Annotated in this window: 21 protein-coding genes; all 21 read right to left on the bottom strand. The window is 31.0% G+C overall.

What is annotated here, in order from left to right; all coding sequences use genetic code 11:
* Positions 1-124: 124 nt before the first annotated feature.
* The 21 genes from BDU_RS05910 to BDU_RS05810 all read right to left on the bottom strand — a co-directional run bounded on the left by BDU_RS05910 (position 125) and on the right by BDU_RS05810 (position 14,023).
* Positions 125-319, bottom strand: coding sequence for a hypothetical protein (locus BDU_RS05910; RefSeq protein WP_041177877.1), 195 nt, complete (start codon positions 317-319; stop codon positions 125-127).
* Between the two features lie 81 nt (positions 320-400).
* Positions 401-1,279: a DUF685 domain-containing protein gene (locus BDU_RS05905; protein WP_081434530.1), complete on the bottom strand. Its 879-nt coding sequence runs from the start codon at positions 1,277-1,279 to the stop codon at positions 401-403.
* Positions 1,280-1,295: 16 nt separating this feature from the next.
* On the bottom strand, positions 1,296-1,916 hold the full coding sequence (locus tag BDU_RS05900; protein ID WP_012539252.1) for a DUF735 family protein: 621 nt from the start codon (positions 1,914-1,916) through the stop codon (positions 1,296-1,298).
* A 12-nt stretch (positions 1,917-1,928) separates the two neighbouring features.
* Positions 1,929-2,810 (bottom strand): DUF276 domain-containing protein, encoded by an 882-nt coding sequence (locus BDU_RS05895; protein ID WP_012539251.1) that lies wholly within the window; start codon positions 2,808-2,810, stop codon positions 1,929-1,931.
* Positions 2,807-3,139: a contractile injection system sheath initiator gene (locus BDU_RS05890; protein WP_012539250.1), complete on the bottom strand. Its 333-nt coding sequence runs from the start codon at positions 3,137-3,139 to the stop codon at positions 2,807-2,809. Before BDU_RS05890 ends, BDU_RS05895 begins: the two co-directional genes overlap by 4 nt.
* A gap of 61 nt (positions 3,140-3,200) precedes the next feature.
* Entirely contained in the window at positions 3,201-3,743 is a 543-nt protein-coding gene (locus BDU_RS05885) for a DUF777 family protein (protein ID WP_012539249.1), read from the bottom strand.
* Positions 3,744-4,943, bottom strand: a complete 1,200-nt coding sequence (locus BDU_RS05880; RefSeq protein WP_012539248.1) for a DUF693 family protein — start codon at positions 4,941-4,943, stop codon at positions 3,744-3,746.
* A 4-nt stretch (positions 4,944-4,947) separates the two neighbouring features.
* Positions 4,948-5,583, bottom strand: a complete 636-nt coding sequence (locus tag BDU_RS05875; RefSeq protein WP_012539247.1) for a DUF792 family protein — start codon at positions 5,581-5,583, stop codon at positions 4,948-4,950.
* Positions 5,584-5,594: 11 nt separating this feature from the next.
* Complete coding sequence (locus BDU_RS05870) at positions 5,595-7,073, bottom strand: DUF759 family protein (protein WP_012539246.1); 1,479 nt, start codon at positions 7,071-7,073, stop codon at positions 5,595-5,597.
* Positions 7,070-7,300 (bottom strand): DUF1322 family protein, encoded by a 231-nt coding sequence (locus tag BDU_RS05865; RefSeq protein ID WP_012539245.1) that lies wholly within the window; start codon positions 7,298-7,300, stop codon positions 7,070-7,072. Before BDU_RS05865 ends, BDU_RS05870 begins: the two co-directional genes overlap by 4 nt.
* A gap of 12 nt (positions 7,301-7,312) precedes the next feature.
* A complete protein-coding gene (locus BDU_RS05860) occupies positions 7,313-7,750 on the bottom strand; it encodes a DUF1473 family protein (protein ID WP_012539244.1) in 438 nt (145 codons plus the stop codon).
* A 19-nt stretch (positions 7,751-7,769) separates the two neighbouring features.
* Positions 7,770-8,195 (bottom strand): DUF1463 family protein, encoded by a 426-nt coding sequence (locus BDU_RS05855; protein ID WP_012539243.1) that lies wholly within the window; start codon positions 8,193-8,195, stop codon positions 7,770-7,772.
* Positions 8,195-9,325: a DUF787 family protein gene (locus BDU_RS05850; RefSeq protein WP_012539242.1), complete on the bottom strand. Its 1,131-nt coding sequence runs from the start codon at positions 9,323-9,325 to the stop codon at positions 8,195-8,197. Before BDU_RS05850 ends, BDU_RS05855 begins: the two co-directional genes overlap by 1 nt.
* The gene (locus BDU_RS05845) at positions 9,315-9,875 is read right to left on the bottom strand and encodes a DUF764 family protein (protein ID WP_012539241.1); all 561 of its coding nucleotides are present in this window, start codon (positions 9,873-9,875) and stop codon (positions 9,315-9,317) included. Before BDU_RS05845 ends, BDU_RS05850 begins: the two co-directional genes overlap by 11 nt.
* A complete protein-coding gene (locus BDU_RS05840) occupies positions 9,872-10,255 on the bottom strand; it encodes a hypothetical protein (protein WP_041177875.1) in 384 nt (127 codons plus the stop codon). The genes BDU_RS05845 and BDU_RS05840 overlap by 4 nt, the downstream gene beginning before the upstream one ends.
* Positions 10,248-10,643, bottom strand: a complete 396-nt coding sequence (locus tag BDU_RS05835) for a DUF1506 family protein (protein ID WP_049752291.1) — start codon at positions 10,641-10,643, stop codon at positions 10,248-10,250. Before BDU_RS05835 ends, BDU_RS05840 begins: the two co-directional genes overlap by 8 nt.
* Entirely contained in the window at positions 10,643-11,116 is a 474-nt protein-coding gene (locus BDU_RS08620) for a DUF3890 domain-containing protein (RefSeq protein ID WP_012539238.1), read from the bottom strand. The genes BDU_RS05835 and BDU_RS08620 overlap by 1 nt, the downstream gene beginning before the upstream one ends.
* 9 nt (positions 11,117-11,125) lie before the next feature.
* The gene (locus BDU_RS05825) at positions 11,126-12,088 is read right to left on the bottom strand and encodes a hypothetical protein (RefSeq protein ID WP_041177874.1); all 963 of its coding nucleotides are present in this window, start codon (positions 12,086-12,088) and stop codon (positions 11,126-11,128) included.
* 21 nt (positions 12,089-12,109) lie between these two features.
* Positions 12,110-12,670, bottom strand: coding sequence for a DUF228 domain-containing protein (locus BDU_RS05820; protein ID WP_012539236.1), 561 nt, complete (start codon positions 12,668-12,670; stop codon positions 12,110-12,112).
* Between the two features lie 22 nt (positions 12,671-12,692).
* The gene (locus BDU_RS05815) at positions 12,693-13,469 is read right to left on the bottom strand and encodes a DUF228 domain-containing protein (protein ID WP_012539235.1); all 777 of its coding nucleotides are present in this window, start codon (positions 13,467-13,469) and stop codon (positions 12,693-12,695) included.
* Positions 13,469-14,023: a DUF228 domain-containing protein gene (locus BDU_RS05810; RefSeq protein WP_012539234.1), complete on the bottom strand. Its 555-nt coding sequence runs from the start codon at positions 14,021-14,023 to the stop codon at positions 13,469-13,471. Before BDU_RS05810 ends, BDU_RS05815 begins: the two co-directional genes overlap by 1 nt.
* Position 14,024: the final 1 nt, after the last annotated feature.

Raw genomic sequence — 14,024 nt, 5'->3', positions numbered from 1 at the left:
TGCCTAGCAATAAGTATATAGCAAAAACAAAATATTATCAAGTAAAAAAACAAATTTTTTGTAATTTTTTTTCGTCAATAAAATTAATGCAATTCAATATTACTTGAATTGCAATTAACCTTTATCATAAATCTTTATCCTTGTCTTTGTCTTTGCATTTAAACTTGGTAGCTAAGATGTTGATAATATCTTTAGTTATTGGTTTAACAAGAAAAACAAATAATGAACCCATACCTAAAATGAATAGAGAAATAATAATCAATTTACTTCCGTCAATATTAAGTAAAAGTTCCAATAAAGCATTGAGACTTTGCATCATCCTTTAACCTCACTTTTTATAATAATATAATAAATGGTATATTAAATATATAGCTAAAATCATATATAGCAAAAATAAAAATTATAATTTGAGAAGCAAAGGATTACCCCCCACGTTTTTTTGCATGTACCAACCTTCTAAAATATTATTTTCAAATAATGTACCACCGTGTACGGAAGCAAGTGTAAATATAGTTCTGTTAGTTGAAGAATAACTATTGTACTGGATACTAACTTTTTTAGTAGCTTGTGAAGTTGAATTAGACATTACTTGGACTTTTACAATTAAGTAAATAGGCTTATTATCATATGAACTATCTGTTTGTATAATTATTTCTTCATTTTCAGATTGTCGTGAATTAGAACCAAGTTCAAAGATATAACGTCTGTTTAGCAAACTATACATAGACACGGATTCTCTATAAGATTGGCTACTACTATTATAGCTATTTGCTTGTACGGTACTAGTACTACTTGCATTGAAGCTGCTACTAATACCTGTAAGATATTCTTGAACCTTTATTTTTTTCAAAGAAGAATAGTGAAGTCCTAAAAAATAAGTATTTGTATTTAAGGTATCTTGCTGTGATAAATCATATTCAAGTTTACTAGTAACTTTGCCAAGAATAGAATCCATAACACTGGATTCATTATTTTTTAGTTTTTCTATAACTTTCTGATAAGCTTGATTGATAAAGTTTGTATTTTGTAATAATTCAGTTGCTATGAGGCTTTGTATTACCTGCTTAAAATCATTAACGCCTTCGCCTTTGACGAATGTTTTTTTGTGCAATTCTTTACGAAAATCATCAAAAGTAATTGCGTGGCAACTAGAAAAACCATCATCTAAAACCAATAGATCAGAGGGGTCAGTTGAGGTTCTTCTATTAAGGTTTCTAATTTCTATTGTATCATCATGTCTTACGACGGTATCTTGTTCAGGACTTTCTTGACTAGTCATAAAATCTCCTTTGTTATTATCCTTTAAATTCTTTGACGTATTCATTCTTATAGTTTTGTATCTTGAGTATTCTTCCAATAGGAATAAGTTTTTTGATGAATGCGTAAATAGAGTTTTCATATCCTTTAGGAAGTAAAGTTATAATCCATGCTTTTTTGAGAATACGTCCATTTTCTTTAGTTTTGAATGTAATTTTTTTATGAGGTGTTGGGTCTTTTTTTGACTTACTACCAACAATGAATGCTATAACATTAGTTTTGATATCGCTTTTGAGCTTTATGTTAATGACGCCAGGTGATAAAGTAGTAGGTTCGATATCAACATTAAGAAAAGCTTTAAACAGCTTGATAAATGATTCATGGGTCCCAATATGACGTAAAGCGAAAAGCACACTATCAATATTTTTTGCTAGTGTTTCAAGAGTTTGGTTTGTTGAGTAGATAATTTTCAATATTTCTGATAACCAGAATGCTATGAATCTTGAATTTAGATTTGTAGTAGCATTGATATCTTGGAAATTATCATTAAGAGTTTTGACCTCTTTGATTATTTGATCTATGAATCCAAGTTCAGCATGTATTATTTTTTCAACCTCAGTGTCATTGAAGACTGTGGGTATAGTAGGTATACTTGTCATTTAGCCTCCTTTTCACGAGGATATATTGATTAACAATCTATCAGAAGTAAAATCAAAATCAAGAATTTCATTTTCTTCAACCTGAATATTTTCATTATTCGTGAATTCACTATCATTAATCTCGTTAATTTTTGTATTCAAGTTTTCTTTTAGAGCAACAGAGATATCAATGCAGTGTACGCCCTTAATTTCGTTAACAGGAGCAAAAAAATCTTGATATTCAAAACTAATTCCCATATCACCATAATTATTATTTACAATTCTGGTGTAAATATCTCTAATTTTAGCGTCAACATTAAGATATAGATGATTTTTGACGTTTACTTTATATTTGCTTTTGAGATACACGTATTTTTTCTTACCAAGTGACACTTTGTATTCAATCCTTTGATTATTATTGTTAATTCCGTCGATAATAATGTCTCCTTCAAAAGTAGTACCAATTGGACATGTTAGATATAGTATATTCCAAATATTTGCTTTTAGATTTGTATCTTCTATTTGTGTTTTGTCTGAATTCATAAATTCTTCGTCTACAATAACATAAATACTAGCAGTACCAGCAGTACTTTTGATATTTGCGTGTGTAATACCATTAATAGATAGTAAAGAGTTCTTTATAGCCTCATAAGTAGTACTTTTGACACTTATATGCTTTTCTATCGCTTGCCAATATTCAGAATCAGGTTTTATAGATTGGAATAGTTTGTTAACTTCATCAATTAGTTCACATTCTTTGAATGCAAGTGATGTTGCAATAATGTTGTAAATAGATGCTGGGTCGTCATTAATCAATATTTTGTAATTATCTCTTAAGTATTGACGTTTAGCATTTACAATTTGTTCAATATTCTTTTTCAAGACTCCAACATCAGAATCAAACAGGATGCTCATAATTTTACCTCCATATTTAGAGTGTCATTTGGAAAGTGAAAGACAATGCTTATTGTGTTTGATTGTATCTTTACGTCAAGATTTACAATATCAATTTTGAGATCTTGTATAATATTGAATAGGTAAGTTTTGATTTGGTTCACAGAGTTCAGCTTGATAAGCTTTACAACGTGCGAATAATCTAAACCCCATTGAGGATCATAGAAAAGACTACCTTTTGGAGTCTTTAAGAAGATGAATAGTCGTTGTTTTTGTTCTTCAATACTATCAACGAGCTGTAAATTCGAATTAAAAGCTAAGTTAAAATCATTGTCAATTCTGATATCCAATCTTTACATCCTTTATCCTTTTAACTAATAAAAGGAAGTATAATACTATTTTTGCTAAAAACTATTTTAGCAACATGTTTATTTTGTTTTGTATGTTGTTAACATATGTGTAAAAACTAGGTTCAACTGTAGCTTGTCCCGAAACTCTCAAATTGTGTAAACAATTAACTATTTCTTCTAAGACTTGTTTCAAACTTATATTATTATTTTTGATCTCCATAAGGTTTTTTGTGTGAATAGAAAAATTATCAACTTTGATAGTTGCATTTTGCATATTAATCGGTCGTAATATATAGAAATAGTTTTTGTCAAAATAATTATCATCATTAATATCAAAAAGATTGATACTACTTTGCAAAAGAATAACCTCATCATTTTCTTGTAGATCAAAATGCATATTGGATATACATCGAGTTTTAATTTCTATGTTTTTGTAAAGGGATAGTAATACAACACCTTCTTGAGTTTCAGAATTGAAAGATTTGATAATTCCTATTGTAGAGATGAAAATATTTTTGTAAATCCATAGTTTGATCTCTTCTTGTGTTAACGCAGAACCAGCCATTTGGCTGTTCATTCTGTAAATATCATAATTCAAATGCATTTACTTAGCTTCTCCTTTTATGTTTAAAAAATTAGCATCATCGTAAAGCTTGAGTATAAGAGAACACTCACCAATATTACTTAATACAGCATCAGCTTGTGAAATAGTGCCCTTAATTTTATTGCCAGTACCATCAATGAAACTAACTTTATCACCAACTTTTAATTTGTGAGTATACATAATCTTGGCATTCCAATATATGAACTTAATATTTCTATTTGAACCTATAGTGACTTCTTGTTGTGGTATGAATTCGAGAAGATAATCTTCAAGAGGTTCATAGTCTTTATCTGTGTCTTTTTTTGTTTCCTCTTCTTTTGTGTCTGTTGTAGGTGTTTCTGTTTTTGGATTTTTATCTTTTTGTATAGGCTTATTTTTTTCTGTTTCTTCTTTTTTCTCTGTTTCTGTTTGTATCGGTACATAATTTGTAAATATATAGTTACATTCAGTATGAGTAGCATTAAGAGATGCTTCTCTGATGAGTTGTGTATGGTCTTTAGGTTCAATATCTGTTCTAACACTTTGAACATACTTTTTAGTTATCTTTTCAATGAATTCAACAGGAGTGTTAGCACAAAAACTTTCATTTATTATGCGTTTTCTGTTTTCATAAGTCATATTGATAATATTTCTACTAGGAAAAGCTGATTTGATCGCATTTTCTACTGTCATGCCTTGAAATTGATTTGGGTTGAGTGCTCTGTGAAAATAATTGCTTTTTGATGCTAAATGAATTTCCAATTGAACACTAAAATCACCACTAGGATAATCAGTACTCATAGGTGTACCCAAATACCCAGACATGATAAAGTCATAATCTTTGACTTCTGCAAATTTTTTATAGTAAATTGTCACAATATTGCCAGATTGTAAATTATTAGTAAAATCTATAGGCAAATTCCAAATAGTTAGTTTTGCTTGTTTAGAACATATATAGTTATTGCTTGTATATACATCAGATATTTGAATGTCTATATGTATACCATCTGTAGTGCGAAGTACAATTTTGGGTTCGTTTGTATTTTTCTTCTTTTCTTTAGTTTCTTCAGTCTTAGTTTCTTCCTTTGGTTTTTCTTTAGGTGTGCTCTTTTCTTTAGCTTTTTCAGTTTGAGTTTCATTTTCTTTTTTAGGTATCTCGTAGATTTTAGGTTGATCGTAGAATTCGATCTTGAAGTCATATTTCAAAAGTCTAGGCTCCATTAATTCATCCTTTGTATTTTGTAAATGTTTTGAGAACTTCTAATGTTACACTAATTTCAACCTCATCAAGATATACTGTATCTTTCAGATCAAGAGAAGTAACAGCAACTATTTCTCTAAATCCAAAAGATGGGCTGTAAACACTAAATGGCACACTTTCTTTTACCCTGTTAGTTAAGTGTTGTTTTGCTAAATTGCTAGTATTTGGAAATATAGATTTTCCAAAAGGCACATTGAATGACCATTTGAGTAGTTCTGAATATCCACTAACTAATTTAGCATTATTTAGCGTGATGATCTCATCGTTGAAAGTAGGATTATAACTTACATGTGTAGATTTACGAGTGTAATAATCAATTATAGGACGTTTTGAACAAGTAGTACTATATTTCATGTTGATTAGTTCACTTTTAGCTTGAATGAAAAATCCTTGTGGGACATATCCCTGGCCCTTAAAATCCATTCGCGGACATAGAATCAAGAAATTAGACGTCATAAACACACTAGATAATTGATTGAAAGTTTCTTTCAAAATGGTTGTTATTTGAGAGGGCGTTAAGTTAATATAGTCTAGCATTGATTTCATGCCTTTTGCATCTTGGTACTGGTGCATAAAATCAGTTGTAAATTGTGTAATCATATTTATACCTCCTAAGGTGTTTTCACACTTGCGTCTTTTTCTAATTTAGTCCCAGTATCAGTAGTTGGGAGTGGTGAATGGTCTTTATTTGTTTTAGGTTCTTCACTAAAAACCCATTTGTAAAACCAATCGGGTAGTATTTGTTTTAGTGCTATTTTTACCATTTTTGTAAACCATTCGTAAATATTACCGAAAAAACTTGTGAGACCTTTGATCATTGGATCAAGTATGTGAGTTTTGAAAGTAAAGTCTTGAAGCCATGTAGCTAGTTGTGATAATTTCTTTAAGAGGGGTTTTACTAGTTCAGATGTAGTTTTTGCGAAAGAATCTTCGGCTTCAATAAGATCATCTTTGAGTTTTTCTTCGGTACTTGCGTATTTAGGAAATTCAAGCGTATTCCAATCATCAATAATTTTTTTTAGTGTTTCTGTTCTAAAAGACAAAGCTTGGCTTAAAGATAGTAAGTCATATTCCATTTCTCCACGTTCATTGTACTTACGTGTCAATTTACTAAATGAACCCATGACATTATACAGGGACCCACCTTTTCCTTGTAAGAATTCTGATACTACAGCAATAGCTGAAGCATTATCATTGACAACCCCTGTGGATTTGAGTCTTGCAGCAAATGCTACTGCTTTATTGAGGTTCTCTTCATTGTTTTGTCCTAAACTTTCCAAATCTTTTCTCAAAATTCCAGCATAATTGAGGAACTCTTCTCTATCAATTTCCCGATTAAATCCCGGTATTGTTTGAAGAATATTGTTAAGTTGAGCCTTTTCTTGAGATTTGAATACTCTTGAAGTAATTACATTCATTTTTTTTACATTTGCGTTGTTGATAATAGATCTTTTAGCATAATTGAATGCATCACCAATACCACCTTGAAAAGTAGTCCCAAATACTTGTCCAAGAGCAGTTCCAACCGCAATTTTACCTATTTCTAGAACAGCGCGCCCAGTGCGACGTATAGTGCGACGTATAATTCCATTTTGCTTTTTTAGCGATTTGTACTCTAAATCCATTAATTCTTCTTGTGTCATGGACGATCTTTTTATTGCGGCTTCTTTCGCCTTTTTGAATCTCATGCCTTGGCTCATAAGTCTTTTAGTTTCTTCAAGTTTGAACTTTTCTATATTGTCTAGCCTTTTTTGCTCTTCTATTCGTAATTTTTCTTGTTTTTTTTCTTTTGTTAATCTTAATTTTTCTAGCCTTTTTTTTGCTGCTTCTATTTTTTTTTGTTTTTCTATTTTTAGTTTCTCTTGTCTTTTTTCTTCTGCTAATTTTAGTTTTTCATATTTGTTTTGTTTGGCAAGTTCAGCTTTTTTTTCTTTCAGATTGTGTTTCAATATTTTTTCAGTACTATCGAGTCTTGTTCTTTTGGGTTTTAGAACTTTTTCAAGGATAGATATATCTTTTTCTAAAGACTTTTTGGTTGAAGCATGATCAAGTACACCTTTGAACTTAATGGTAAATCCAGTATTATTCATAATATTCCTCTAGATAGAGACATTTCATATATCTTCATTTGAAGTTTCAAATCCGATATTTTGTTCACCTCCATCAAGTCTTTATAATTGAGTGTCTTTACTTCATCAAAGCTACAAATATCCATCATAACGGGGAAGTGATATTTGTCTTTTTTGGCGTTTTCAAGGAATTTGAAATATGAGTGTGTTATTTCTTCAAGAATATCACTTCTTTTGTTTATTTTCATAGGCGCACACCTTTAAAATTCTGTTTCTCGTGAATCGATATTTTGTATTACTTGTTCATAATTCCAACTATCGTTAATATAGTCAAATTTTACAAATCCACCATCAGCATTTAGATAATGACTTAAGTAAATGAGACTTGGTTTTTTGAAGTCTTCTTCTAAGGTAAATGTATCAAATTGAATTGAATACAATATTGCTACAAGATAATCCTTGTAGTAAGAAATATATTTTCTATTGTCGTCTAAAATGAAGTAAAATTTGTCTAAAAAGTCGGGTTTGATCATAATGTTTGTTATCGTTCTGAGATAATCAATATTATTGAGTTTGTCAATCCCATAATTTTGTGAAAAACCTAATATCGAATCCCATTGATACACTGGTAATACTTTTACATCGAATGTGTGTGTTTCTTTTTTAGTTAAAATATTCATTTTGTAAAGTTGAATCATATAGCCTCCTTGATTTTACTTATTTAGTTTTTTTTACTTTGCAATTAATCGCTCTAATTTCAAACGTAACTTTTTCTGCTTCAGCAGCATAGCTTCTTGATGGTTCTTCTGCAAAGAATGCATGATTAGATACAATATGAATGTTTTCAAAGTCATTGAATACAAGTTTTAGCAGTTTTTTGTGCGTACTTTCTTCTACATTGTAAAATTGATTTTGAGACATATCTGTTAGTTGCTTATAATCGTAAGATCCAATAGTTACTTCAACATTGAATATGAAAGTAATAGTTTTAGGGTCTCTAAAACTAACTACCGGAAGTCCCATATCTTCAGTACTAGACACAGCTCTTGTTGTAGGTTCACTAGTAAGTTCTAATTTCCCACTTTGAATTTGCTTATCTTTGATTGAGAAAAATATTTTCGTTAAGCTGTAAACCTGATCCATTATTCAACCTCCTTTAAACTATTTTGATAACTTTGTATATCTTGTGTTGTGATATTCAATACCACGCCCTTCATAGAATAGTTGTAAGTGATACTTAGTGATAAGAATAGTTTTAGTGCAGCACTTGACGATATTTGTATTTTGAGTTTCGAATAAGAAACAATTATACCTGCATCAACAAACTCTTTCAGTTTGCATGCAATTGCTGCACTATAAGCAGTATCTCTTTGTCCTGATAGTTGAAGCGCTGATAATTTACTATTTTGTCTATTGTTCAAGTTCCATATTCTGATAAGTTCCGCGATAAATTCATATTTGATATAGTCATAAGTAAAAATTTCGTCTATAGGGCTAGAATCAAGACAAATCCCCTCTTTGAATGCTGGAAAACCATCAAGTCCACTTTCATTAAGATGTGAATAGAAATTGATATTAGCTTGTCTAAGCTTAGTAATTTCTTCACTATTAGTAATAGGATTTATACCACTAAATGTAAGTCCATAAGGGTTTACAGCATGAAACATACTTGCTTCATGTAAATATTTCGATACAAATCTCAAATGTAATTGTTGAGTTCCTTTAGAATGAATAACGATAATTTTAGATTTGGAGTTTGAACCATTTTTGAACAATTCTTTCACTTCAGATTCTTTAGTTGCAAAAACAAAGAAGTGTGCAGGGTCTTTAAAATTGGTATAATCATCTTTGTAAATAGTAAGACCATCACCACCATCATTATTACTTGCATAAGTATTGATGAATACAATGAAAGAATTTCTACTTCTTTTGAATAGCTCTTTGATCCCTTTTGCTTCTGCTGTGTCTTTGTATATCGCTAGTGTTACAGCTCTTAATCCTTTATCATCCTCTGCAAAAAATGATTGAATCGCTTGTTTCAAATACTCTTTTTCCGCGTTAAATTCATCATCACCATTATTACCTTCTTTTTCAAGTGCACCAATTGCTTTTTCATAGTCATTCACATTTAGATATAGTATTTTATTTTTTGGAGATACAGTATTAAGTTTGATTTTGGCACATTTGTAGACAAGTAGTGGTGTATAATAACTTACTTGATTTAGATCCAATCTAGAATGCGTCAAATTAACGCTAATTGTATCAGATGGCATTATTTTGCTCCTTAACTTTTTCTTCTTTTGTTTGTATATTTGCTACAAATCCTTGACTTAAACAATACGTGGATTTGCTATTATTGCTATTTATGTCAAGTAGACCGTTGTTTTGCATATTTGTTGTATGGCGAATGTGAAATTTCACATTTTTTTGGTAGTCACAATTATCTTCAGGTGTAAAAGTGAAACTTTGAGTCGAAGAATCATGTAAAAAATCACTAAATAATGCATAAAGTAACATAAGTCTTTCATGTGGATTTTTATCTGAATTGCTCGTTAGTGCCATAAAATATAGTTGAAAATGAATAGCAAATTCGTTCACATTATCGTAAAACACACCTGTTCTTGAATTATGCTCAAATAGACCATCAATATCACTAAACTGCACAGCAATTATATTTGAATTATCCACTGTATATTTAGACATATATGGATGGTTATATGTATTTAGAATATCAACAGAAAGATTATAAATACTTGCAAATTTAGTGAAGTCTTTTAGAGTGGATATTATGCATTTTTCAATGGTAGTGATATCCAGAATCATTTATTGATCCTATATTCGATTGAATTAAGCATAAGACCTGTATCAACAAGTGGTGTTTGTGGAGTTTTACTTCCTTTTTTGCTTTTTAGCGCAATTGTTTTTGGGGATAATTTAGGCATAATTTTAGATGCTAAGACATGATTTTTATAGTAATTGATGAATGCAGTTCCAAGGGCATTCATGCCATTCTCTATACTTTCTTGAAATTTACTTCTCATGTAGTCGGTATCAATATATTGTTGAAATTCTTGTGAATTAGCTATTTTAGTCAAATGTTTACGTATTGGAAGTTTACGACTTCCCTTTTCGTGCATACGTGCTATATCTGCTCTTGTTGCAAACCAACCAATTTCAAGTTCAATCTCGAATTGATCATGCATATTTCCCAACTCCCTTCAATGTCAAAGTTAGATAACCAACAGAACCATCAATTGATATTATTTCGAAGTGAAAATTATCTAAATCACCTTCAGAAATTCTATCTGAGATCTCAAAGTCAAGTTGTGCACTTGTGTAAAGGGTGTAAAGACATGTCATATCACCAAGATTTGATTCATTGATACTTACAATAGAATCGGGATTAATGCTAAATAGTACACCTGTAAATTCTTGAAAGTTGTCTTTGTCAATTATTGCGTCAATACTTGCAGTATCTTCATTATATTCATATCTTTTTTTGTAAAGCCTCAAAGGTTTTTTGTCTTCAAAATAGGATATAACAGATTCTGCCATTTGAGCAAATTTAGTTCTAACGGGATTTACCTGCATTAACGAGCAACTCCTATGCAATATTTTTTAGTTGTTGATTCTTCAACAAGTGCCAAATTAGCTAATAATGAATCAAAAGACGAACAGAACCCTTCACTAACTTTGATCCCAGCACCAAAAGATTCAGAACCATCAGATTGTGATTGGACCTGTTCATATTCGATCTCAAGTTCATTAAGCTTATGCCTCTTCACTACTTGACTATTGCCACTAAAATCATCGATAGTTCCGCTTTTCTTTAGTCTGCAGCCAGTGTAGTAATACATCAACAATTTAATATGTGAAGCCGTGAGCATCTCTACGTCAATACCCCTAACTTCAAGAAGCATATTGACTAATTTTGCATATTGCATGAAAGTAGAAAAACTCACAGTCTCTTCATTAGTATCCAATAATTCTATTATTTCCGTGTAAAGTTGGCGTATTTCATTTTGAAGTTCTTGTGTTTCTTCTTGACTTTCATGCTGCGACATAAATGCTCCTTAACTTTGCTTAATTTCCACTTGAAGAATAGTCTTCTGTGTAGCTAAAAGCCCACCAAGAACAAAATCAATATAAGAATGAGCTATATCACTTGAATTGGTGTCAATTTGTTCATTTGGTGTTGGCAACATGAATTTACTTGGCTTGAATTTGAGCAACTTTGAGTTCATAGGATAAATAATAATTTGATTTTTTAGCAAATTAGATATTTGTATAGTTACTTCATTCCTATTATTTACAGCCTTGATTGTAGCTATTAGAAAATCTTGCCAGCGTTCATTAAGTATGCCAGGATTATTATTGTTTACCGTATAAGGTTCAACCAATTTCAAACTTGTTAGTGGGTCAACCAATACCATGAATGGACAATCAAAATAATCACCAAGTTCTAATTTTGAAAGACCAGATTTGATAGATTCAAATATCTTCTCCATTTTGTCTTTATTCGCAGCTTGAACTTCTTCTTTGATTTGATATGGCATATTAAGCAGTCCATACATATTAGGTAATAGAAGTTTTGCTCTATTGCCATCCTTTTGCACTGATACAGTTCCCGTTAATACAAAATTAGTGATCAGTTTCATAATTTCATTGCATGCTAGTTCATATGCAGTACCAAAAGGCAAGTAGTTATTATTAACATCTCCAATATACTCAGAATTTGTAAATTCAGGAACAGCAGAATCTTTCAGATGTGCAAATTTGTATTGCAGACGTAAGTAGTTAAGTTTTACCACTTCTGATCTAAATCCTATTGTTGAGACAGTATTGTAATTATTCACAACATTTGTTGGATTATCATTTAAAAATGCATCCCATTCTACTGTTTTGAAAAATCCCATCTTATAAGGAACTTCTTCAATTTGTTCTGGGGCGAACCAATCGTAAAATTTTGGTAATTCTACTTCCTCTGTTGCTTGAATAATTTCTTGCTCATAATAATCTTCTTCATATAATTCCATTTTCAAACCTCCTTGATTGAATTATTGGACACTATTGCCAACAAATTTTACATGAACTAGATACGTATTATTTGGTAAAGATACCGTATCTTCTACAGCAATTGCATTGTAAATGGTATTTGAACCACTAGATTTTTCTGCCTCTCCTTTATCGTTAAATTTAATTTTGTCGCCTCTTTTGATTGTGGCGTCTTTTGCAAAAAGCCAAGCTTGATAACCACCAGAAGTAATAGGAACAACTTGAGCTGTTTCTGTATAATCATCAATATCGATACATATGCCATACAAATCACTACTACCACCTGGTTGAACACAAGATTCATAGTGAACCTCATTAGCCTTAATTTGATTTGTCGTGATTTTGACGCCACATTTGTAGGGATAATTCTTACTAGGCCAGTTTTCTATTTTTGTATTACTACTAGAAGAAGTAAACCCACCATCGCCAACACTTGGTCCTTTGTTTCTAAAATCAAAAGTATTACTTCTAACGGCTACTTCTTTACTACCACCTTTGATAACAGCCGCCAGAGCTTTTCTTTTGTCCTCATAATCTTTGATGAGCTGTTTCATATCTGGCATACTCTAACCTCCTTTTTATTTTTTAGCTTTTTCTTTGTATGGCTTTGTTGCCAAATATAGTAACTTTGACAAAATGAATTATAAAATCACTACTTGAACTAAAAGACGAATCGCTTTGTTCAGCTGGAGTTCTAAAATCATGCTTGTAAGTATTGCTTAATGCAATAATGTTAATTGAAGTAGGTAAATTAGAACTGGCTTTTACCAATTCGCCTTCAGAATTGAAGTCTAAATGGTCGCCACATTGTATACTAGAATCTGCACATATAAAATAACCAGAAACATTATTAGTAATAGGAACAACTTGAGCTGTTTCTGTATACTCATCAACATCAACACATATGCCATATACGTTAGAATCATCGCTTGTCTCAACAAAAACAGACCCATCAGTATCAAAACTCAATTTCACAGCACGTTTGTATGGAAAACCTTTATAAGGATAATTTTCATATTTGTCCACGCTGCTTGAGATAGTTTGTGTCAAGATATAAGGAAAATCGGCACTGCCCTGAAAACCATTCTTTGCACAACTTCTTACAGCCAAATCTTCTGTTGTTGTTTTAGTATATTTTTTCAGTCTCAGATATGCCAACCTGTATTGTTTTTCTTTCTCTGCTCCAAAACGACTATCTAGATTTTGACTTACATCTTCTGCTCCTCTTCTTTTTCTACTTTTAGGAGTATGTGAACTACTATCTTGATTTACTTGAATTTCTGATTCAATCTCAAGATCAGCTTGTTCTTTTGTATCATCTACTTGAGAAGATAATTCTACATCATTGACTTTACCACTCATTAGCTTTTAGCCCTATTACCAAATATAGAAACATGTATTATGTAAAGATTTTCATTTAGTTTTACAGCCTTAGAAAGTGCCACTGCATTGATGAGTCTTGATGAGCTAGTATCTTTCTCTAGTTCCCCAAAATTATTGAATTTCAATGTATCTCCAATAGAAATACTCGTAGCATTATCCTTTTTAGCGATCAACCAACCTTGAAAATTATTATTAATAGGGACAACTTGAGCTATTTCTGTATAATCATCAATGTCAACGCATATGCCATATAGATCACTACCACCACCTGGTACTACAACTGGTTCATATTTAGCATCGGAAAAATCCAATTTTACACCACGCTTATACGGATATCCTTTAGATGGCATATTTTCAATGATATCTACACTACTTGTGGTAGTACCACCTGATGCTGCAAAATGCAGATTCTTATCTCTAAATTCAGTATTATTACTAAACAATCCAGGATCAACACTTGGATTCTTCATATAAGACTTTATTTCGTTAAGTTTGTCTTCATATTCCTTTTTTAGTTTTGCAATATCTGCCATT

The sequence above is a fragment of the Borrelia duttonii Ly genome (assembly GCF_000019685.1).
GTDB classification, from domain to species: domain Bacteria; phylum Spirochaetota; class Spirochaetia; order Borreliales; family Borreliaceae; genus Borrelia; species Borrelia duttonii.
Note: the sequence above shows the minus strand (reverse complement) of the source record. Positions and strands in the feature narration are given on the sequence as shown.